The sequence below is a fragment of the Nostoc sp. genome, assembly GCF_036917155.1.
GTDB lineage: Bacteria > Cyanobacteriota > Cyanobacteriia > Cyanobacteriales > Nostocaceae > Nostoc.
Genome location: NZ_JBALDZ010000171.1, coordinates 1 through 17,714, shown reverse-complemented (window position 1 = coordinate 17,714; position 17,714 = coordinate 1). Strand labels below are relative to the sequence as shown.

Annotated in this window: 20 protein-coding genes and 1 pseudogene; 13 read left to right on the top strand and 8 right to left on the bottom strand. The window is 42.3% G+C overall.

Annotated elements, in window-relative coordinates:
* Window positions 1–136: 136 nt before the first annotated feature.
* Together mltA and V7K67_RS22975 are read right to left on the bottom strand one after the other, a co-directional pair.
* Window positions 137–1,396: a murein transglycosylase A gene (gene mltA, locus V7K67_RS22980; RefSeq protein WP_335168554.1), complete on the bottom strand. Its 1,260-nt coding sequence runs from the start codon at window positions 1,394–1,396 to the stop codon at window positions 137–139.
* A gap of 3 nt (window positions 1,397–1,399) precedes the next feature.
* The gene (locus V7K67_RS22975; protein ID WP_179066232.1) at window positions 1,400–1,654 is read right to left on the bottom strand and encodes a hypothetical protein; all 255 of its coding nucleotides are present in this window, start codon (window positions 1,652–1,654) and stop codon (window positions 1,400–1,402) included.
* Between the two features lie 443 nt (window positions 1,655–2,097).
* On the opposite strand from V7K67_RS22975, the gene V7K67_RS22970 reads away from it, so the two are divergent.
* The 4 genes from V7K67_RS22970 (at window position 2,098) to pqqC (ending at window position 6,145) form a co-directional block, all read left to right on the top strand.
* Window positions 2,098–3,474, top strand: coding sequence for a protein kinase domain-containing protein (locus tag V7K67_RS22970; RefSeq protein WP_334730734.1), 1,377 nt, complete (start codon window positions 2,098–2,100; stop codon window positions 3,472–3,474).
* Window positions 3,475–4,251: 777 nt separating this feature from the next.
* Window positions 4,252–4,443, top strand: a complete 192-nt coding sequence (gene pqqA / locus V7K67_RS22965; RefSeq protein WP_334730733.1) for a pyrroloquinoline quinone precursor peptide PqqA — start codon at window positions 4,252–4,254, stop codon at window positions 4,441–4,443.
* Window positions 4,444–4,498: 55 nt separating this feature from the next.
* Complete coding sequence (gene pqqB / locus V7K67_RS22960) at window positions 4,499–5,404, top strand: pyrroloquinoline quinone biosynthesis protein PqqB (RefSeq protein WP_334709713.1); 906 nt, start codon at window positions 4,499–4,501, stop codon at window positions 5,402–5,404.
* A gap of 21 nt (window positions 5,405–5,425) precedes the next feature.
* Window positions 5,426–6,145, top strand: coding sequence for a pyrroloquinoline-quinone synthase PqqC (gene pqqC, locus V7K67_RS22955; RefSeq protein ID WP_334730732.1), 720 nt, complete (start codon window positions 5,426–5,428; stop codon window positions 6,143–6,145).
* Window positions 6,146–6,228: 83 nt separating this feature from the next.
* Here the strand turns inward: pqqC and V7K67_RS22950 are convergent, their stop codons facing one another.
* Window positions 6,229–6,423 (bottom strand): hypothetical protein, encoded by a 195-nt coding sequence (locus tag V7K67_RS22950; RefSeq protein WP_335168544.1) that lies wholly within the window; start codon window positions 6,421–6,423, stop codon window positions 6,229–6,231.
* A 48-nt stretch (window positions 6,424–6,471) separates the two neighbouring features.
* Here V7K67_RS22950 and V7K67_RS34530 point away from each other — a divergent pair, with 48 nt between their 5' ends.
* From V7K67_RS34530 to pqqE, 3 genes are all read left to right on the top strand, one after another.
* The gene (locus V7K67_RS34530; RefSeq protein ID WP_442943904.1) at window positions 6,472–6,729 is read left to right on the top strand and encodes a zinc ribbon domain-containing protein; all 258 of its coding nucleotides are present in this window, start codon (window positions 6,472–6,474) and stop codon (window positions 6,727–6,729) included.
* Window positions 6,730–6,878: 149 nt separating this feature from the next.
* A complete protein-coding gene (gene pqqD / locus V7K67_RS22945; RefSeq protein ID WP_334730730.1) occupies window positions 6,879–7,220 on the top strand; it encodes a pyrroloquinoline quinone biosynthesis peptide chaperone PqqD in 342 nt (113 codons plus the stop codon).
* Window positions 7,221–7,235: 15 nt separating this feature from the next.
* On the top strand, window positions 7,236–8,333 hold the full coding sequence (pqqE, locus tag V7K67_RS22940) for a pyrroloquinoline quinone biosynthesis protein PqqE (RefSeq protein ID WP_334730729.1): 1,098 nt from the start codon (window positions 7,236–7,238) through the stop codon (window positions 8,331–8,333).
* Window positions 8,334–8,474: 141 nt separating this feature from the next.
* Here the strand turns inward: pqqE and V7K67_RS22935 are convergent, their stop codons facing one another.
* Entirely contained in the window at window positions 8,475–9,389 is a 915-nt protein-coding gene (locus V7K67_RS22935; protein ID WP_334707745.1) for a Tll0287-like domain-containing protein, read from the bottom strand.
* 213 nt (window positions 9,390–9,602) lie between these two features.
* Between V7K67_RS22935 and V7K67_RS22930 the strand changes: the two genes are divergently transcribed.
* The gene (locus V7K67_RS22930; RefSeq protein ID WP_334730728.1) at window positions 9,603–10,457 is read left to right on the top strand and encodes a phosphate/phosphite/phosphonate ABC transporter substrate-binding protein; all 855 of its coding nucleotides are present in this window, start codon (window positions 9,603–9,605) and stop codon (window positions 10,455–10,457) included.
* Between the two features lie 519 nt (window positions 10,458–10,976).
* Here the strand turns inward: V7K67_RS22930 and rsmI are convergent.
* Window positions 10,977–11,837: a 16S rRNA (cytidine(1402)-2'-O)-methyltransferase gene (rsmI, locus tag V7K67_RS22925; RefSeq protein ID WP_334730727.1), complete on the bottom strand. Its 861-nt coding sequence runs from the start codon at window positions 11,835–11,837 to the stop codon at window positions 10,977–10,979.
* Between the two features lie 177 nt (window positions 11,838–12,014).
* On the opposite strand from rsmI, the gene V7K67_RS22920 reads away from it, so the two are divergent.
* The 5 genes from V7K67_RS22920 (at window position 12,015) to V7K67_RS22900 (ending at window position 15,880) form a co-directional block, all read left to right on the top strand.
* On the top strand, window positions 12,015–12,908 hold the full coding sequence (locus tag V7K67_RS22920) for a sugar kinase (RefSeq protein ID WP_334730726.1): 894 nt from the start codon (window positions 12,015–12,017) through the stop codon (window positions 12,906–12,908).
* Window positions 12,908–13,765 (top strand): 3'(2'),5'-bisphosphate nucleotidase CysQ family protein, encoded by an 858-nt coding sequence (locus V7K67_RS22915; RefSeq protein WP_334730725.1) that lies wholly within the window; start codon window positions 12,908–12,910, stop codon window positions 13,763–13,765. The genes V7K67_RS22920 and V7K67_RS22915 overlap by 1 nt, the downstream gene beginning before the upstream one ends.
* A 394-nt stretch (window positions 13,766–14,159) precedes the next feature.
* Complete coding sequence (locus tag V7K67_RS22910; protein WP_334730724.1) at window positions 14,160–14,471, top strand: RNA recognition motif domain-containing protein; 312 nt, start codon at window positions 14,160–14,162, stop codon at window positions 14,469–14,471.
* A 124-nt stretch (window positions 14,472–14,595) separates the two neighbouring features.
* Window positions 14,596–14,790 carry a 30S ribosomal protein S21 gene (gene rpsU, locus V7K67_RS22905; RefSeq protein ID WP_179066217.1) on the top strand — a complete coding sequence of 65 codons (195 nt, stop codon included), beginning with the start codon at window positions 14,596–14,598 and terminating at the stop codon, window positions 14,788–14,790.
* A gap of 370 nt (window positions 14,791–15,160) precedes the next feature.
* Window positions 15,161–15,880: a hypothetical protein gene (locus V7K67_RS22900; RefSeq protein ID WP_334730723.1), complete on the top strand. Its 720-nt coding sequence runs from the start codon at window positions 15,161–15,163 to the stop codon at window positions 15,878–15,880.
* 78 nt (window positions 15,881–15,958) lie between these two features.
* Here the strand turns inward: V7K67_RS22900 and V7K67_RS22895 are convergent, their stop codons facing one another.
* The 3 genes and pseudogenes from V7K67_RS22895 to V7K67_RS22885 all read right to left on the bottom strand — a co-directional run.
* On the bottom strand, window positions 15,959–16,846 hold the full coding sequence (locus tag V7K67_RS22895) for a hypothetical protein (protein WP_334730722.1): 888 nt from the start codon (window positions 16,844–16,846) through the stop codon (window positions 15,959–15,961).
* A gap of 49 nt (window positions 16,847–16,895) precedes the next feature.
* Complete coding sequence (locus V7K67_RS22890; protein ID WP_334730721.1) at window positions 16,896–17,411, bottom strand: hypothetical protein; 516 nt, start codon at window positions 17,409–17,411, stop codon at window positions 16,896–16,898.
* 227 nt (window positions 17,412–17,638) lie between these two features.
* Window positions 17,639–17,714: pseudogene (locus V7K67_RS22885) on the bottom strand (photosystem II protein D1); the annotation flags it as partial.

Below are 17,714 nucleotides of genomic sequence, written 5' to 3'. Positions count from 1 at the left end.
ACTCCTAACTGCTAACTGCTAACTCCTAACTCCTAACTCCTAACTGCTAACTCCTAACTCCTAACTGCTAACTCCTAACTGCTAACTCCTAACTCCTAACTCCTAACTCCTAACTCCTAACTCCTAACTCCTAACTTTATTCCTTAAGCAGCAAATAATATAGTGAACCATTGCCGCCTGTGATGCCAGCGCGATCGCCTGCTAGTTTACCAGACCCCATGAAATAATCCACCCGTCCCGGGCCTTTGATGGCGCTTCCTGTATCTTGGTCAAGCACAAAGCGGCTGACGGTACGATTCTCTAGTTTGCCATGTCCAGCAGGATAGGGAAATGAGTTGTAAATCAACGCTAGCGCTCCCGGTGGCATGAGAGACTTATCTGTAGCAATGGAACGTTCTGCCGTCACTGGCACATGAATACTGCCTGTAGCTGCGGTACCACCAGTTTCTTGGAAGAAAATAAATCGTTCCCAACGTGGTAGATAATTGTTCAACTCGTGCGGCTGTTGCCGGAAGTAAGCAATCATACGTGGTAACGTCAATCCATTTAATGGAAGTTTGCCATCTTTGGCTAGTTCTTTGCCGATACTAGTCCAAGGGTAATCAGTTCCACCTGCATAGCCAACTGATGTTGTTTTGCCATTAGTTAATTTAATTTGGGCAGAACCTTGGATATGTACCATGTATGCGTCTAGGCGATCGCGAAACCATAGCAGTTCTAAACCGCGCAATTTGCTCTTATTCCCTTGTAAACCGTCCTTCCCTTCCAAATCAATTCGTTTTGGGTGGGGTTTAGACCATTGGCTGAAATCAGGTGGTAGCCGATAAAGAGGATATTTATATATTGCAGTCCTGACGCGACTAGCGGTATAAACAGGTTCGTAGTAAGCAGTGAACTTAACAGTGCCCTTGCCATCATTGCCCACAGACTGGTAAAAAACAAACTCACGGCGGACAGCCGCTTGTAATTGCGCTGCTGACTTAGAACTGACAACCAGTTGGCGGAAGCGTACCAAACTCCGACGGACGCGATCAAGGGTAATTTCCTTCATCGGATAATTTTGATATGCTGCGATCGCTTCACCCTTTGTTAGGTAAAGCAAACTGTTGTCAATAGAAGCCAACAACGCATTGCGATCGCCTGTTTTACCTCTTTGACCCCAAATTTGCTCATCCCAACCCAAGCAAGTCTGCCGCAGCGTACAATTGCTGCCGATAGCAATTGGTTTTAGCGGCGGCGTTACTTCCGGAGTGATTGGTATTGGTATAGGTGAGAAATCGGGAGTAGTCGGTATTGGCAATGGCAGTAAGTTAGGAACCTGAGCAACAGCCGACCAGAGAGGGTTTACAAGGGCAATTCCCAGACTCAAGGAAAGGAAAGCAAGGGTTTTTTTCATCATTTAGTTGAATCTTTCAACACTGGAACTAAAAACGGGTTCTACCCGGATTGCCACGATCCGAGAAGGGCGTATTACCATATATTCCCCTTGAATATTTTTAATCGGCACGCTAATAAAGTCATTAGAAGCAGATTTTGGCACAAGTTCGCCACTATACCACTTCTGAAACTCTTGAATAGTCGGAAAACGTACTTCTTCCCGGTGGCCGCTTTCCAGTAGGAGGAATACGGCATATTCATTTGCAGTTCTAGCCATAAGGTTGAATTATTTAAAAAACATTCAACCCATTGTTAACCACGTAACCCCCGAATGAAAAGGGTAAGCATACGGGAGATTGGGGGCAGAGGAGCAGGGTGACAAGGAAAATAACCATGCCCAATTACTCTTCACTTTAGACGCCTAATCCTTTAACCAGTTCCTTAAAAAGTGTAAATAAAACTTCACTAGGAGAAGTTAGCGTAGTCTCTCAACCAGGAACTACTTCAAAAATTGAGATACTGCCGACTTCTAAGGAATTAAAGCTTCAATAATAATATGGCTCCAAGCCGATTTGGAGTCTAGGGAGTCATGAGCTTGCAGTAAAATCCTCAACAAACCTTGAAATTTTAGCATTACCTACCTAGTTTTTGTCTCAACCAACCTTGCCAAAGCTAGTAGTTGTGCCAAGATTAATTTGAGGACTTAAGGCTTGTGACACAATGTTAGGACAATTATTAGACGGACGTTACCAAGTCCTCCAAGTTTTAGGGGGAGGTGGATTCGGTCAAACCTACATAGCCCAAGATACCCATCGACCAGGTTTCCCGAAATGCGTTGTCAAACACTTTAAGCCCGTCACTCGTAGCCCTGAATTTCTCGAAACTGCCAGACGGCTATTTAGCAGTGAGGCAGAAACACTAGAGCAACTGGGCAACCATGACCAGATTCCTCGGCTTTTAGCTTATTTTGAAGATAACCAAGAGTTCTTCTTGGTGCAAGAGTTCATTGAAGGGCATACTTTGAAAGCAGAACTATTACCCAATCAACCTTGGACAGAAAATCAAGTAATTCAACTGCTCCAACAGGTTCTAGGTATTCTGCAATTTATTCACAGCCACAACGTTATCCATCGAGATATCAAGCCGGACAATATAATTAGGCGACAACAAGACGGTAAGTTAGTGCTGATTGACTTTGGCGCAGTTAAACAAGTCCAAACTCAACTGCTGACAATTCCAGGGCAAACCGGGGCTACTATTATCATTGGCACCCCAGGATATATGTCTACAGAACAGGGGCAAGGTAAGCCCCGCCCCAACAGCGATATTTATTCTTTGGGTATTATTAGTATTCAATCGCTGACAGGGTTACATCCGATAAACTTTGAGGAAGATGCAGATACAGGAGAAATTTCTTGGCAGCATCAAGCTAAGGTCAGTTCTGCGTTGGCATCTGTGCTATCTAAGATGGTGCTACACCACTTTAAACAGCGCTATCAGTCTGCGGCTGAAGTTCTACAGGTGCTTAAGTATCTCGATCCTAAAGTAGAAACGCCATTACCTCAACCACCATCTTTTACACAACCGCCTCAAGCTTCACTTTCTCAAAAAAACTCAATTGGATATCCTACTTCTATCCTGTCTGCGGAAAATTACAGCCGCTTAGAAACGATTCTTTTAGAATTTGTTGGTCCCGTAGCCTCAAGATTGCTACGACAAGTTGTGGCATCATCGCCCAATTTGGAAGAATTAATTAGTCAATTAGCCCTTCATCTTCGAGGAAATCAACAAATTGATTTTAAGAAGAAAACAATGTTTCTACTAGAGAAACCTACTTTCCTACAGGAACTTACTGTTCAGTCTGAAATCAAGCCAAATAATTTATCAAGTCAAGAATCTCAAGTAATCAGCGATAGCTTTCTGCATCAGTGTGAGCGGGAATTAGCTGATTTAATTGGCCCAATAGCTAAGTTTCTAGTCCAAAAAGCTGTTAAATCTTCTGGGCAAATTTCTCGTGCAGAATTTGTCAAGATTTTAGCATCACAAATTCCCGAATCTCAAAAAGCTTTGCAATTTCAGCAGCGCCTACTCTCTTAATTTTTTAAATATTGTGTTATTCTCTCCGTGAATTACCAAGCCCCTTCGGGGCGGGAACAGGGAACTCTTAACAGGGAACAGAAAAAAAATTAGCCCCGAATACAGGGTTTAAAGCCCCTAAATTTATTTATGAAAAGAGATAAAAATATTTGAAACGAGATGGCGTCAGCCACGATGTTTCAATGTGTCCTTGTACAAATCCCCTGATTTTAATTATGGGGATTTCCCTGTTGCCTGTTGCCCGTTCCCTGTTCCCTTTTAATAGCCCTGGCGATTAGAAGTCGCGGCTACACAAGACTTTACCCACCTCCGTGGGTTAAAACCCTTGATTTTAGATTAGTCCACGGAGGTGGACTTTTCTTTGTGTAGTAGCGAATTTATGAGACTGTTGGCGAATTCATGTAAACCGCAATTTCTGGGGTCAGATGCTACGACATCTCAAGGTTTTGAGGATAGCGATCGCAATTCGCCAACAGAGTCATTCTATTTGCCTAATACTTTTCAAACATCCTCACAGATATATCCCCCCGTATTATCTCGTAGCTTTTTTACTATCTCTCCGACTTTCCAACCACACGATTACTGATACGGATGATGAAAAATAGTAAAAAAATAGTAAAAGAACAGTAAAAATACTGTGTGTTTCTTGGGCAACTCAGTTTAATCTAAAGCAAAGAAATTTTGAGCCAGCAAATTAAGACAAATAGTAAGTAAAATTACTAGAATTAATTGCAGGCCAAATTAACAACTGAACATTTATTTCAAAAGGTGTCCCTAATGATTCACGAAACCAATAATCACTCTATGCAAGAGCAAGAAAGCAATAGCTCAAAATTAAGTGAGGATGTCTCTACCAGAACCTCATTTCATCCTCCAAATATTAAGTCAGCAATTGATTGGGAAAAACCAGATTTTGATGAGCTTGACTTGTGTATGGAAATTACCACATACATTCTGCATGGGCAATAATTGTCAATACTAAGTTTAATTGCCGAATTAAAACCTCTACCTGCTTTTTGTTCTTATGTTCCTAAAAATTCTTGGTACTGCCGCAGGTGGTGGTTTTCCTCAATGGAATTGTAACTGTCCCAATTGCCAAGCAGTCCGCACAAATCGTGCAGGTGTAAATTGGCTGAACCAGTCATCAATTGCGGTGAGGAAAAACAATCAGCCCTGGTTTTTGGTTAATGCCTCTCCAGACGTACGTCCGCAGTTGGAAAAATTGCGGGAAGGACAAACGTCTACAATTCGGTCAAGCCCGATCGCTGGTGTCTTGTTAACTGATGCAGAGATTGACCATACGACTGGCCTGGTTATCCTCAGAGAATCTACGGAAAAACTGCGGGTCTATGGTACAGAAACAGTACGTAAGGCTCTGACAGAGGGTTATCCCCTGCTGTCTACGTTAGCAAACTATTGTGGTGTGGAATGGTCTGTACTTGAACCTTATGTACCTATAAACCTGGGGTTGGATGGAGCAGATGGTTTGGAAGTGGAGGTATTTCCCCTAGCAGCCAAACCACCAAAATATATGCGCCATCAGACAAATTTAGATGGAGTTTGGGTTATAGGTTTGACATTTCGCGATCGCACAACTGGCAAAGTTGCAACGTATGCTCCAGGTTTAGCTGAACTTGACGAAAAAATCCTAGAGCGGTTTGAGTCTAGTGACTGCATTTTAGTAGATGGCACTTGCTGGGAAAATGATGAGTTGTTGGCTTTAGGAATATCAAATCTGCAAGCGCGCGATATGGGACACTTACCCCTGAACACCAGTTTAAAAAGCCTTGCTAAACTGAGCCGTCCTCGGAAAATTCTCGTTCACATCAACAACACCAACCCAATACTTTTACCTGATTCAGAGGAACGCAAAATTGTTGAAGCCGCAGGCATAGAAGTTGGTTACGATGGTCTGACCATCGAATTGTAATTTTGAGGTGTAAGAAAAAACGTGTTGGAATTAGTTAAAGAACCTCTCCCGTGGACTCAGACAGAACTAGAGGCTGTATTGCGATCGCAACATCGCCGCTATCATCATCTGCATCCATTTCATGCGAGGATGAACAGTGGTGATTTAACGCCAACAGAAGTACGACGCTGGGTAGCAAATAGATTTTACTATCAAAAAAGTATTCCCCTGAAAGATGCTGCGATCTTGTCAAACTGCACTGATTTAGAAGTGCGGCGAGAATGGGTTCAACGCATCATTGATCATGACGGTCAAGGTGATAACGAAGGTGGTATTGAGGCATGGTTAAAACTCGGTAAAGCTGTAGGATTGTCTCGTCAGGAACTCTTAGAAGACCAGCACGTACTACCAGGAGTTCAATATGCAGTGGATGCCTACGTTAACTTTTGTCGCACTAAACCTTGGATTGAGGCAGTGGCTGCATCATTGACTGAACTGTTTGGCCCAGATGCAATTCGAGTCCGCTTAGTTGCATTAGAACAGCATTACCCGTGGATCGATCCTGCTGGATTTGACTACTTCCGAGCCCGTCTTTCCCAAGCACCCAGAGATGCTCAATATGCCCTCAAGCAAGTCCTAAAACACTGTAAAACTCCTGATTCTCAGGAACGAGCAGTACAGGCTTTAGTATTCAAATGCAATTTGTTGTGGAGCCAGTTAGAGGCGATTGAACAAGGCGATACTAGACCTCAAGAAGTATAGGGCTAGGGACTGGGGACTGGGGACTGGGAAAATGAGAGAGTGAGAGAGCATTATTTAATCAGCAATTTCTTGCCTAAAATACTTCAATCTTGAGCAGTTTGATCAAGTTTTTTCTGCAACCAAGCTTCAATTGTATCTCTTAACTCTGATTGCCAATTAGGGATTGACCTGATTTTATCCCGGATGCCAGGACGGAGTTTTAAGGTTAATGGCAAGGTGTCTAACGATTGACTTTCTATTGGCAGAAACCGAAACTCATGGTTTTTCTTAAATGGCATTCCGAAAAGATGTTAATACTGGTATACTAGTACGAGTATAAAGTATAAATCCTAAGTAATAACTGCTTCTACGAAATTCGTCGTCAGTTAACTTACAAGCAAGCTCATTATGGTACTAAAGTTGAGTTGGTTGATCGATGGTTTCCGAGTTCTAAAATGTGCTGTAAATGCCATCATATTCAATCAATGCCCTTATCAGAGCGAATGTTTGTATGCGAGACAGGATGCGGCAATATTCGAGATCGTGATGAGAATGCATCTATCAATTTGAGGAATGTACCTCTAGATAAAGTACGCTTGGCTTAAGCGAAACTCAACGCTCCTGGACAAGAAGCAGCCGACTGCCTTGGTTGAAGGGAGAAGAAATCTCTAAACAGGTCTAGGCAGGTTTAGGTAAGTATTTTTAAGCAGTGAGAGAGAAATAACCAATGCCCAGCAAATTAATTACGAATTAAATGAGTACTATAGAGAATCATGCCCGACCGCGCCTAGTTCGTGGTGTGCGTTTACGCTGGGATGACCTGAGAAAGCAGCATTGGCTCCTGATTCCAGAAGGGGCACTACAATTAAACTCCACAGCAGCAGCAATTCTGGCACTTTGTAACGGTGAGCGAACTCTGAATGCGATCGCAGCAGAGTTAGAGAAACAGTACCATGGCGAAAATGTGGTAGAGGATGTGCGCCATCTGCTCTCTCGAATTAGTAAACGAGGACTATTAATTGTAGAAGGAATAGAACTAGAACCTTTACCTCCAACCCAAAAGAGTAATTTCTCAAGTGCAGCAGATTTAAACTAAGCACTATTACTAACAATGACAATTGATAGACCTTTAAGCTTGATTGCAGAATTGACGTATCGCTGCCCACTGCGTTGTCCGTACTGCTCCAACCCGCTTAATTATGGCGATCGCCAGTATCGTCAAGAACTTTCCACCGAGGATTGGTTGCGAGTTATTCAGCAAGCCTCGGACTTGGGTGTGTTACAGCTTGGCTTGACCGGCGGCGAACCACTAGTACGAAAAGATTTAGAATTACTTGTGGCCGCAGCAGCCAAAGCCGAACTATATACCACTTTGATTACTGCTGCGACGCTGTTAACTCCAGAACGAGCGACACAGCTACGTGATGCCGGACTCGATCACGTACAAATTAGTATCCAAGATAGTCGTGCTGCTGAGTCGGACTATATTGCTGGAACTCCCTCTTTTCAGCAAAAACTAGAGGCAGCAAGATTAGTAAAAGCTTTGGGTTTCCCTCTGACACTTAATTTTGTTCTGCATCGGCAAAACCTAGACAGGATTGATGAGATTTTAGAACTGTGTGAGGTTTTAAAAGCAGACCGAGTTGAATTAGCGAACACTCAGTATTATGGCTGGGCATATCGCAACCGTATTGTTTTATTACCCACCCGCCAGCAGCTAGAACGAGCAGATGCCGCAGTGGCATTAGCTAGAGAGCGCAACATCTGCCCAATGGGCATCTTATATGTGCTTCCAGACTATTATGAAGATTATCCCAAACCATGTATGGGTGGCTGGGGTAATCGAGCTTTAGCGATCGCTCCCAATGGTGATGTGTTACCTTGCCAAGCCGCCAGTTCTATTCCAGAACTAGAATTTGCTAACGTCCGCAACCATTCACTAGATTGGATTTGGTTTGAATCACCTGCTTTTAATCGCTTCCGGGGAACAGAATGGATGCCTGAGCCTTGCCAAAGTTGCGATCGCCGCCAGCTTGATTTTGGTGGTTGCCGTTGCCAAGCGTTACTTTTGACAAACAATGCTGCTGCCACCGATCCTGTCTGTCATCTGTCACCACACCATCACCTGATTACTACAGTCACAAAGCAGGCAAATCAAGAAAACTTGGATTCACCCCTACCTTTGGTTTATCGCTCCATGCAAATGTAATCAGCTATTATGACAAATTACCTTAGCGTTAGCGAGTCATCTCCCAAAGGGAGACGCAATCATGCGATAGCGCCGGCGGCAAGCGAGTCAGACGCTCCTACGTCGCTTGCCGCCGGCGCTATCGAGCGTCATTACGAATTATTAGCTCTGGCTATTAAGCATTTCCATAGCTATTTTTAAGCTAGCTTTCATTCGATTAAATGCTTCTGCTAATCCACCAATTTCATCATTAGAGCTTTCTTCAAAATCAGCGCTCATATCACCAACGCTAACTTTTTGGGCAATTTTTTCTATTTTTCTGATGCGCTGAATTACATATTTTTTGATTAAGAAGTTAATTAAGAAAACGACGATCGCAAAGATCGTAATTAAAAGTCCCATGATTAATATCCAAGTCCGTTTGGCATTAGCAAAAATCTCTTGAGAAGGAACAGAGATTATTTGGGCAGAAACAATCTGATTGAGTTGCCAGCCAAAACCATTTTCTGAGCCATAATTTACTAACTGACTCTTAGGAGCCTGATCTGGTGTAGAATGACATCGCAAGCATTTCTCTTGTGTAATCTTTAGTGGTCGTGCAATGTAAAATACTTCGCCTTCTGACAATTTACGAAAGCCTGTAATTTCTAGAGTATTGGGTTCGTTGCGAAAACGTTCTACAAGTTGAGTTTCAAAGTTATCAGCTTTATCCGCTAAATTAGTTGGATTAAGTGTTGCATCCTTATGAAAAAAGTTTTTAAATTCAGGCTTTTTACGAAAATTCTCAAACACCTCTTTAGATGAAAAAGTTGGTACTACTTCAGGCATGAACGTTGGGTTAGTATCTAGTCTAGGTTCTAATAGGGGCTCTATGCGATTTTGTGTATAGTTTCTAACTGCGTTCACCATTTGGATGAGAATCTGCGCTTGAGAAGTTACTTCATTTTGCGCTCTCCCTTGAAGTACACTGGATAAGGCAATGCCACTTCCCAAAATACTGATGATGAAAACTAATATTAAAAGTAAGTTAAATTTAGCACCTATTTTTAAGTTATTTAACGTAATTTTGTTTAACATAATCTAAGCAATGAAGGTGATAATTGAGTTTGTTTAATTTTAATATTTATTTATTTAAACCTGTTAGAAAGCATCTCAACAATATATAAATAAATATTAATAAATATTTATTTTTGACTGCAATACAAACTATTTAGGCAGTAGTCAAACTTATCTAAACTTATCTAAATTATTCCTGAAAGCCAAGTTACTTTTTCTTAACCATAATTAGTGATGTTTTTGCGATTTCCTCGTCGTTTATTTCTGTTTAATCTGCTAGGTTTGACATTTGCTGCCTGCCAAGCAAAAAAAGACTTTGAAGGTACGTTAACTGTTGGTGTGATCAACTATGGTGGAGGCGAACAGATAATTAGCCAATATGCTAAATTCAATACTTATTTGGGTGAAAAGACAAATGCCTATATTCAGCTAGAGCCTGTTTTTAATGAAAATAGAGCGGTTGAGCGTCTTGAGGCTCGTGCTTGGTCATTGGTATTTGCTCCACCAGGTTTAGCAGCGATCGCGATCGCACGCTACCAATATGTTCCCCTATTTCCTTTAATAGGTATTAGTAATTTGCGTTCTATCTTCGTTGTTCGCAAAGACAATCCGATAACCGACTTGAAACAGCTACAAGGTCAAACAGTGGCTTTAGGACAGTTAGGTTCAGCAACAGGATATTATTTCCCTCTTTACAATCTTTATGGTACAACACTAGCTGACATACTATTTGCACCCACACCCAAAGCCGCGCTGGAATTGGTTGCTCAAGGAAAAGCGATCGCCTGTGCCGTTTCTGAGGCGGAATTAAGTCTCTACAGTTCGCAGTTGGCCCCGACTGAATTTCGCGTACTATTTAAAGATCCACACTATGTACCCTTAGGTGTGGTCTTGATTGGGCCTAATATAGAACTTAACCGTCAAGAGTTTATCCGCAAAGTGATGAGTGATTCGCCTTCAGGTTTAGCTCAAGAAGTGGGGTATGTACCTAATGGACAAGTACCAGATTACAAATACATGATTTCTGTAGTTGATCGGGTAAGCTCGATTAGTTCTAAGCTGCAAATAAAGCCTGTGCGTTTATTTTGAGTAAGGAATAAGAATTAAATAACATACAATTTATGTCCCTGGTTTACCTCACCCTCAATCCCTCTCCGATATATTGGAGAGGGATCGTGAGACAGGATGAAGTTTTGCATCTTATCGAACAGAATTCAGTAGTCAGGAGTCAGAATGGGCTAAACGCCCCGCTATCCATGTACAGAATGAATTTTGACCGAAAAAGCGGATAGCGTAGCTAAGCCTTTGTCTTCTCCCTTGGCGTTAGCCTCTCCCAATGTGATTCGGGGAGACGCAATCATGCGATAGCGCCGGCGGCAAGCGAGTCAGACGCTAGACATCTCCGAAAATGAATGTAGAGACGTAGCAGTGCTACGTCTCTACAAGGGTTTTGGATAACGCATATTTAATTTCTGGAGATGTCTGCTCAAGAGCAATCTAAAATCTTCATTAAAAAACCTTAACCGAAGCGTATTGGCTCCGCTCCTGAATTCTGACTTCTGAATTCTTCTTCAATTAATCCACGTTCCTAAGTTAACAAAACAGAATTTAGGAGTCAGGACTAAAAACTATAGAAAGAGCTAGTTGGTAGAGTTGACGACGAGGAAGAAAAGTAGCTTTTGCTAACTGACGACTAGCTTGCGATCGCGATATTCCCTGACTAATTAACTGTTTCAATTCGGCTATCAACTCCTCTTCAGTCAGTTGGGGCTGACTGAGTGGAATTCCTGCCACTACTAATGTATATTCACCTTGGGGTTCTCGTTGGGTGTAGTGAGCGATCGCCTCGGCAATTGTCCCCCGCCAAAATTCCTCATACAATTTAGTTAGCTCTCGTCCTAGCACAATTTGGCGATCGCTTCCCCAAACCTCTGCTAAGTCTTGTAAAGTATCTCGCAAGCGGTGGGGCGATTCATAGAAAATCAAGGTGCGAGATTCTGTTTGCAGAGATTCTAAATGTTCTCGTCTCTGTTGACTTTTAGACGGGAGGAAGCCTTCAAAGACAAATCGATCCGTTGGTAATCCAGCTGCACTCAAAGCGGTAATTGCTGCACTAGCGCCAGGAATGGGAACTACTGGAATTCCCGCCTCAATACAGGCTTTCACCAGTTCATATCCAGGATCGGAAATACCTGGCATCCCAGCATCACTCACCAGAGCGATCGCTTTATGATTAACTAAATGCTCTAATAATTCTGGGATGCGGCTGGTACGATTGTGTTCGTGGTAACTTACCTGGGGTGTCTTAACTTGAAAATGCTGTAGCAATTTCCCTGTGTGACGCGTGTCTTCCGCAGCAATAATATCTACAGTTTGCAAAATTCGCACCGCCCGAAAGGTTATATCTTCCAGGTTGCCAATTGGTGTGCCGACAACGTAAAGTGTTCCTGGTTTTGGATCAGTTTGCATGAGCAAGAGTTAGGAGTTTGTAGAGACGCGATTCATCGCGTCTGTGCAGGAGATACAGGAGAGACGCGATGAATCGCGTCTGTACAAGAGAGACGCGATGAATCGCGTCTGTACAAGAGAGACGCGATGAATCGCGTCTGTACAAGAGTTAAAAATAATTACGAATATATATAAGAAATGGATAATCCAAAATCCAAAATCCAAAATCCAAAATTTGATCGTGGGTTATTTGTAGGTTTAGTAACCTTGGATTTGATTTACCTTGCTGATTCTGCCCCTAAGAATAACCAGAAGATTGTCGCTACTGACTATATTGTAGCGGCAGGGGGGCCAGCTACCAACGCGGCTGTGACTTTCAGTCATTTAGGAAATCAAGCTACAGTCTTGGGTGTAGTGGGTTCTCACCCGATGACGCAGCTAATTCGAGGTGATTTAGCAAATTATAAAGTTGCGATCGCAGACCTTGAGCCTACCACTGATTTAGCACCGCCTATATCTTCAATTATTGTTACCCAATCCACAGGTGAACGATCTGTGGTTTCCATCAATGCTGTCAAAACTCAAGTCAGCAGCGCATCTATACCAGCAGATATTTTGCAAAATGTCAATATATTACTGATTGATGGGCATCAGATGGTGGTTAGTTATGCTCTAGCCCAAATGGCTAAAGCCAAGAACATCCCAATAGTAATTGATGCTGGTAGTTGGAAGCCTGGATTTGAGCAAATTCTGCCATTTGTGGATTATGCCATCTGTTCAGCTAATTTTTATCCCCCCAACTGCCAGACTAGAGAAGATGTTTTTGCTTATCTCAGTGGATTTGACATTCCTCACATCGCCATTACCCACGGACAAAACCCAATTGAATACTTGAGTTGCACTAAAACTGGTATCGTAGATGTGCCGCAGATTCAAGCGGTTGATACCTTAGGGGCTGGAGATATTTTCCACGGTGCTTTCTGTCATTACATTTTAAGGGAAAGTTTTACTGATGCACTAGGACTAGCAGCTAATATTGCTGCTGATTCTTGTAAATTTTTTGGTACACGGCGCTGGATGGATTTAAATTAATGAAAGACTTACAAGAAATATTAGCGATCGCTCGTGAGGTAGGTTGGGGTGCAGCAGAAATACTGCGATCGTATTACCACGGCACTGCAAAAGACCCGAACCTAGAAGTACAATACAAGCAGAATGAGCCTGTCACCGTTGCTGATGTCGCCGTAAGTCAATACATTTTGCAGAGTCTACAAGCAACTTTGGGTAACGAAGATTTTGCTTATATCAGTGAAGAAACTTATCAATCGCCAAGTATTGCTACAGATTCCGCTCCTTGGGTATGGATCATTGACCCTTTGGATGGTACACGAGACTTTATCGAAAAAACCGGGGATTATGCAGTTCACATTGCTTTAGTCAAGGAAACACGCCCAATATTAGCAGTGGTGGCAGTACCAGAGACTCAAAAGCTATATTACGCTACTAAAGGCGGGGGTACATTTGTAGAAACCCGTGATGGATCTGTTCCTTTACAAGTGTCGTCAGGCAAACGAATTGAAGATTTAACCTTAGTTGTTAGTCGCTCCCACCGCAACCAACGGTTAGATCACTTGTTACAAAACTTACCCTCTCAAAATCAGAAATCTGTGGGTAGTGTAGGCTGTAAAATCGCCACCATTGTCGAGCAAGAGGCAGATATCTACATTTCCCTTTCTGGCAAGTCTGCGCCCAAAGATTGGGATATAGCAGCCCCAGAATTGATTTTAATGGAAGCTGGTGGTAAATTTACTCACTTCGATGGTACTCCGTTGCAGTACAACACTGGTGATATTAATCAATGGGGAGGCTTGCTGGCTAGTAATGGTGAATATCACGAAGTTCTGTGTCAGGAAGCAGAAAGGATTTTAGCGCAATTTGATCGCAACTAATGGCGTATTTGAAGATAAATATTTTTTAATTTTGCTTTTAAAATAGTTAGTCATGGTATGGTTACCAGAACTACCAATAATAATCTTCGCCCTTAGTCCATATCGTCATTTTCAAAACACTAAATACCTGAGCGATCGCTAACTAATATCGATTTCCTGTTAAAAGTGTAACTTTTATAGTACAAACAACAAAAGCCTGTGGTTGGAAGGTCTGCGAACCTGTACTGAAGGTTCCATTTGTCAATAAAATTCACGATCGGACGATATTCAAAGGCTAGAGGCTGTGCTACACTCATGGACATAAAGATTATTTTCGGTTGAGTAACTAGTTTTGATTTCTAAAAACCGTCTCTCCGAATTTAACTCTCTACACTCCCTGAATTCGGAGATTTCTATGTCAATTTACGTCGGAAACCTGTCCTATCAGGTTACAGAAGAGGACCTCAAGCTGGCTTTTGCAGAATACGGAAAAGTAAGTCGTGTTCAACTACCCACAGATCGGGAAACAGGCCGGCCGCGTGGGTTCGCTTTTGTAGAAATGGAATCAGACACCCAAGAACAAGCTGCCATTGATGCACTTGATGGTGCTGAGTGGATGGGACGTGATTTGAAAGTAAACAAAGCTAAACCTCGTGAGGAAAGAAGTAACTCTTCTCGTGGTAACTGGGGTGGCGGTAATGCTCGCCGCAACAATAATCGCTACTAAAGTCGATTCCTGAAAATTTCACATTTAGAGTCTCCAGCAGATAAAGCCAAAGGCTCCATTCTGCTGGAATATTTGATTTTGTATCTAGTCTTGAACTATTCATCCACATTCAGGAGGAATGAGAATGACACAAGTAGTTTTAGGGGAGAATGAAGGTATCGAATCAGCCTTGAGAAGATTTAAACGGGAAGTTTCTAAAGCAGGAATTTTCCAAGATATGAGAAAAAAGCGTCATTTCGAGACGCCGATAGAAAAAGAAAAGCGTAAAGCAATTGCTAGGCACAAACAACGTCGTACACTACGTTCTCGCTTCAATTAAAAAGTCCAAGCAACTTTACCCTTCGATTAGACATTTCCAGAAATTAAATATGCGTTATCCAGAGTCCTTGTAGAGACGTAGCAGTGCTACGTCTCTACATTCATTTTCACCAGATGTCTATTTGAAATTTAGCCAGCATATCTTCATCGTTGCCATACCTCCGGCAAAGTACAAGTAATTAGGCATACATCGATAAACAACACTGTACATGCTTAGTAGCGCTGTATTTGCTTTCAGCGCTACTAAGCATGTACAGCAGATTTCAACTTCGTGCGAAACTCGCAACAAGATAAATGTATTCTTCCTCTATACCCATGAAGTATTGTAGATATCGTTAGTATGCAATCTTTGGCTCTGGATTTTCAAAAAAATGTTACGACTTTATCATTTATTACTAGGTTCTATTTTGCTGGTGTCAATACCGCTGGGAGCAAAATTTGTTCTCCCCCAATTTTCTCCACCCAAAGCGGTAAAACCTCTTGCCGTTGCAAAACTCCCCAACCCTAATGAGGGAAATATCTGGCAGAAAATCTTAGTAAATGCTGCTACTCCAACTAATTGGCAAGTTGCTCCTTGCGAGGGAAATGCACCCCTGTTGTGTATCACCTCTGACGGTAAACGTTTAGGTACAGTTGAGATTAACGTTTACCCACTAGCCAACAATGAGGACTTCCGAAAGAAACTTGTAGCAGCGGGTATTCCAACTGGTTCTCAAGTTGACTACCAAAGTTCCAAATACCAAACCCAGGTATTAGCAGCACTCAAGGCTTGGGTTGCAGATCACTACGCCGCCTTTGCAAAAGATCGTCAGGGTAAATATGGAAAAGAGATTATCTTCTCAACCTATCCACCCCAACCAGTACCTATTGGCAAGCTTCAGGGAATCCGCTATGGGTTCATTGGACTTAAGCAACAAGGTGGAGTGCAAGAGCAACATATCGGTCATGTTGCCTTTGATGGGACTAAACTTTACGTAATTACTACTGCATTTGACACAGATATGCAAACAGGTAAGTTTGAGAAACTGGAAAACTTGGCTATTTTTCAACCTTACTTGTATGCGATCGCCGCAGATTTGCGTTTACCTTGATAGGGATTGGGTATTGGGTATTGGGTAAAATTTTCTTCTTCCCCAGTCCCCAGTCTCCAGTCCCCAGTCACCATCAACCTAAATCTCAGCCACCGCCCGTTCAATCAAACGATGTGCCAAAGTTTGCGTACCGGTGTGTTCATAATAATTTGTTGATACATCAATGAACGCTGCAAGGTAATCTAACTTGTCATCGGCAACATCGATAAAACCTTGCAAGTTGTGGACAACCTTTTGTGGCGTTAAATCATTGGCGGAGACTAGCCCACTCATCCAACCTTTAACTGAGTCAAAGCTTTCGCCAATAAAGTTGAGTTTACTACCAGCATCCCTTCCTGGGATCACATCTTTGATGCTTTGGAAAGTCGAGTTTTGTTCTAACTCCTGGGGAGTTGTTTGATCAATCATAGATAATGCTTTGCTGATAAAGCCTGGCCCCAGAGGTATCAAACCATCAACGCAAACTAATGCCACCATGCGGATGAGTGACTCACCACTATACTCACCTAAAGAGGCGACAAAATCCCCAATACTATCTCCAGGAATGCCGTTAATTTGACAGAAGGCTACTAACTCAGCCACTAATTTCAATGTCAAATCGATGGTTTGGGCTTTGTCAGCTTTGGGGGTGACAGAATTTAAAAAACCCAACAAAGGAATTGTTTCGCCAACTTTGTTAGCTAAAGCTGCTGCACCAAGGGCTTTATCTGTAGTATCAACGGTTTGATATAACCACAAGGCTGTTTGGTATCCTTGGGATTTGTCGTTGAATAGATAAATCGCTCGTTCGCCAATTTGCTGAATTAAATCTTCGTCGTCTTCGCCAGTGACAGTCTTAATGGTGTTGACAAAGCCGACGGTATTTTGCCACTCGCCAGGAGCAACAAAATCAAGGGCTTTTAACATAGAAACAGTCAAGCCGCCGGTTGGTAATTCATCAACCAACTGAAAAATCGATTTGCTCACAAAAATCTCCTTATTTTACAGTTTGTGATCTTTATGTCAGTAATGTGGTTTATTTTAGTTGGGACAGACCATCAAGATTAAACTTCTGTAGCCAATCTGCGCGATCGCTAGCTTTAAATGACGAATCACGGGAACTTATTTTTACTTGGTACTTACCTACCAAAATTGCAGTTTGCGTCTTACCGACTTCTACTGCGGGATAACCGCCAATTTTTTTGGTACTTTTCGAGAACTTTGCTGCGGCATCAGGTGTGCTGGTGGTATCAGAAATAGACAGCACTGCTAATTCTTTACCGCCTTTTTTCAACTTAGCTTCCGAAAAGCCTTTTTTCTCTTGGGTATAGACGCGCTGGTAGCCATCACCTGCATCAGGGAAAAATTTATTAAATTCACTACCCTGAGTTGCGTTCTTAGCAACTGCAAGACCCTTTTTTTGTTGAGTGCTTTCTTTTTGCACTTGGTCAAAACGTCCAGGTGTTTTGGGAGTTGGACTACAGGCTGTTGTCAGTATTACCACTGACAGCAATAAAGCAGCTACTACCCTACGCCCACGGTGTAAAATCATTCTTGGCTTCTCCTTATACTTGAGCTTTGAGGCAATTATCTGCGCTGCTAGCAATTATTACCCGTAAAATTTACTTTTTGATAATTATTGCCTAAGTTCTCAACTATAGCGGTTTAATTTTGCACTTCAAAAAAGTGTCCAGTGTCAGACTTAACGTAACAATTAACCCAATGCAAAAACGCCCACCCTTTCGGGAGAGCGTCTTTCAATTTAGCGAAACTAGAGAATTAACCGTTGATAGCAGGAGCGGCAAGAGCTACAGGAGCAACATCACCAGCCGCCAAATCTAGAGGGAAGTTGTGA

What these genes read in the sequence shown, in the direction of transcription:
- mltA (WP_335168554.1), bottom strand. Translation starts at nt 1,396, where the DNA reads ATGAAAAAAACCCTTGCTTTCCTTTCCTTGAGTCTGGGAATTGCCCTT.
- V7K67_RS22975 (WP_179066232.1), bottom strand. Translation starts at nt 1,654, where the DNA reads ATGGCTAGAACTGCAAATGAATATGCCGTATTCCTCCTACTGGAAAGC.
- V7K67_RS22970 (WP_334730734.1), top strand. Translation starts at nt 2,098, where the DNA reads ATGTTAGGACAATTATTAGACGGACGTTACCAAGTCCTCCAAGTTTTA.
- pqqA (WP_334730733.1), top strand. Translation starts at nt 4,252, where the DNA reads ATGATTCACGAAACCAATAATCACTCTATGCAAGAGCAAGAAAGCAAT.
- pqqB (WP_334709713.1), top strand. Translation starts at nt 4,499, where the DNA reads ATGTTCCTAAAAATTCTTGGTACTGCCGCAGGTGGTGGTTTTCCTCAA.
- V7K67_RS22950 (WP_335168544.1), bottom strand. Translation starts at nt 6,423, where the DNA reads ATGCCATTTAAGAAAAACCATGAGTTTCGGTTTCTGCCAATAGAAAGT.
- pqqD (WP_334730730.1), top strand. Translation starts at nt 6,879, where the DNA reads ATGAGTACTATAGAGAATCATGCCCGACCGCGCCTAGTTCGTGGTGTG.
- pqqE (WP_334730729.1), top strand. Translation starts at nt 7,236, where the DNA reads ATGACAATTGATAGACCTTTAAGCTTGATTGCAGAATTGACGTATCGC.
- V7K67_RS22935 (WP_334707745.1), bottom strand. Translation starts at nt 9,389, where the DNA reads ATGTTAAACAAAATTACGTTAAATAACTTAAAAATAGGTGCTAAATTT.
- V7K67_RS22930 (WP_334730728.1), top strand. Translation starts at nt 9,603, where the DNA reads ATGTTTTTGCGATTTCCTCGTCGTTTATTTCTGTTTAATCTGCTAGGT.
- rsmI (WP_334730727.1), bottom strand. Translation starts at nt 11,837, where the DNA reads ATGCAAACTGATCCAAAACCAGGAACACTTTACGTTGTCGGCACACCA.
- V7K67_RS22920 (WP_334730726.1), top strand. Translation starts at nt 12,015, where the DNA reads ATGGATAATCCAAAATCCAAAATCCAAAATCCAAAATTTGATCGTGGG.
- V7K67_RS22915 (WP_334730725.1), top strand. Translation starts at nt 12,908, where the DNA reads ATGAAAGACTTACAAGAAATATTAGCGATCGCTCGTGAGGTAGGTTGG.
- V7K67_RS22910 (WP_334730724.1), top strand. Translation starts at nt 14,160, where the DNA reads ATGTCAATTTACGTCGGAAACCTGTCCTATCAGGTTACAGAAGAGGAC.
- rpsU (WP_179066217.1), top strand. Translation starts at nt 14,596, where the DNA reads ATGACACAAGTAGTTTTAGGGGAGAATGAAGGTATCGAATCAGCCTTG.
- V7K67_RS22900 (WP_334730723.1), top strand. Translation starts at nt 15,161, where the DNA reads ATGTTACGACTTTATCATTTATTACTAGGTTCTATTTTGCTGGTGTCA.
- V7K67_RS22890 (WP_334730721.1), bottom strand. Translation starts at nt 17,411, where the DNA reads ATGATTTTACACCGTGGGCGTAGGGTAGTAGCTGCTTTATTGCTGTCA.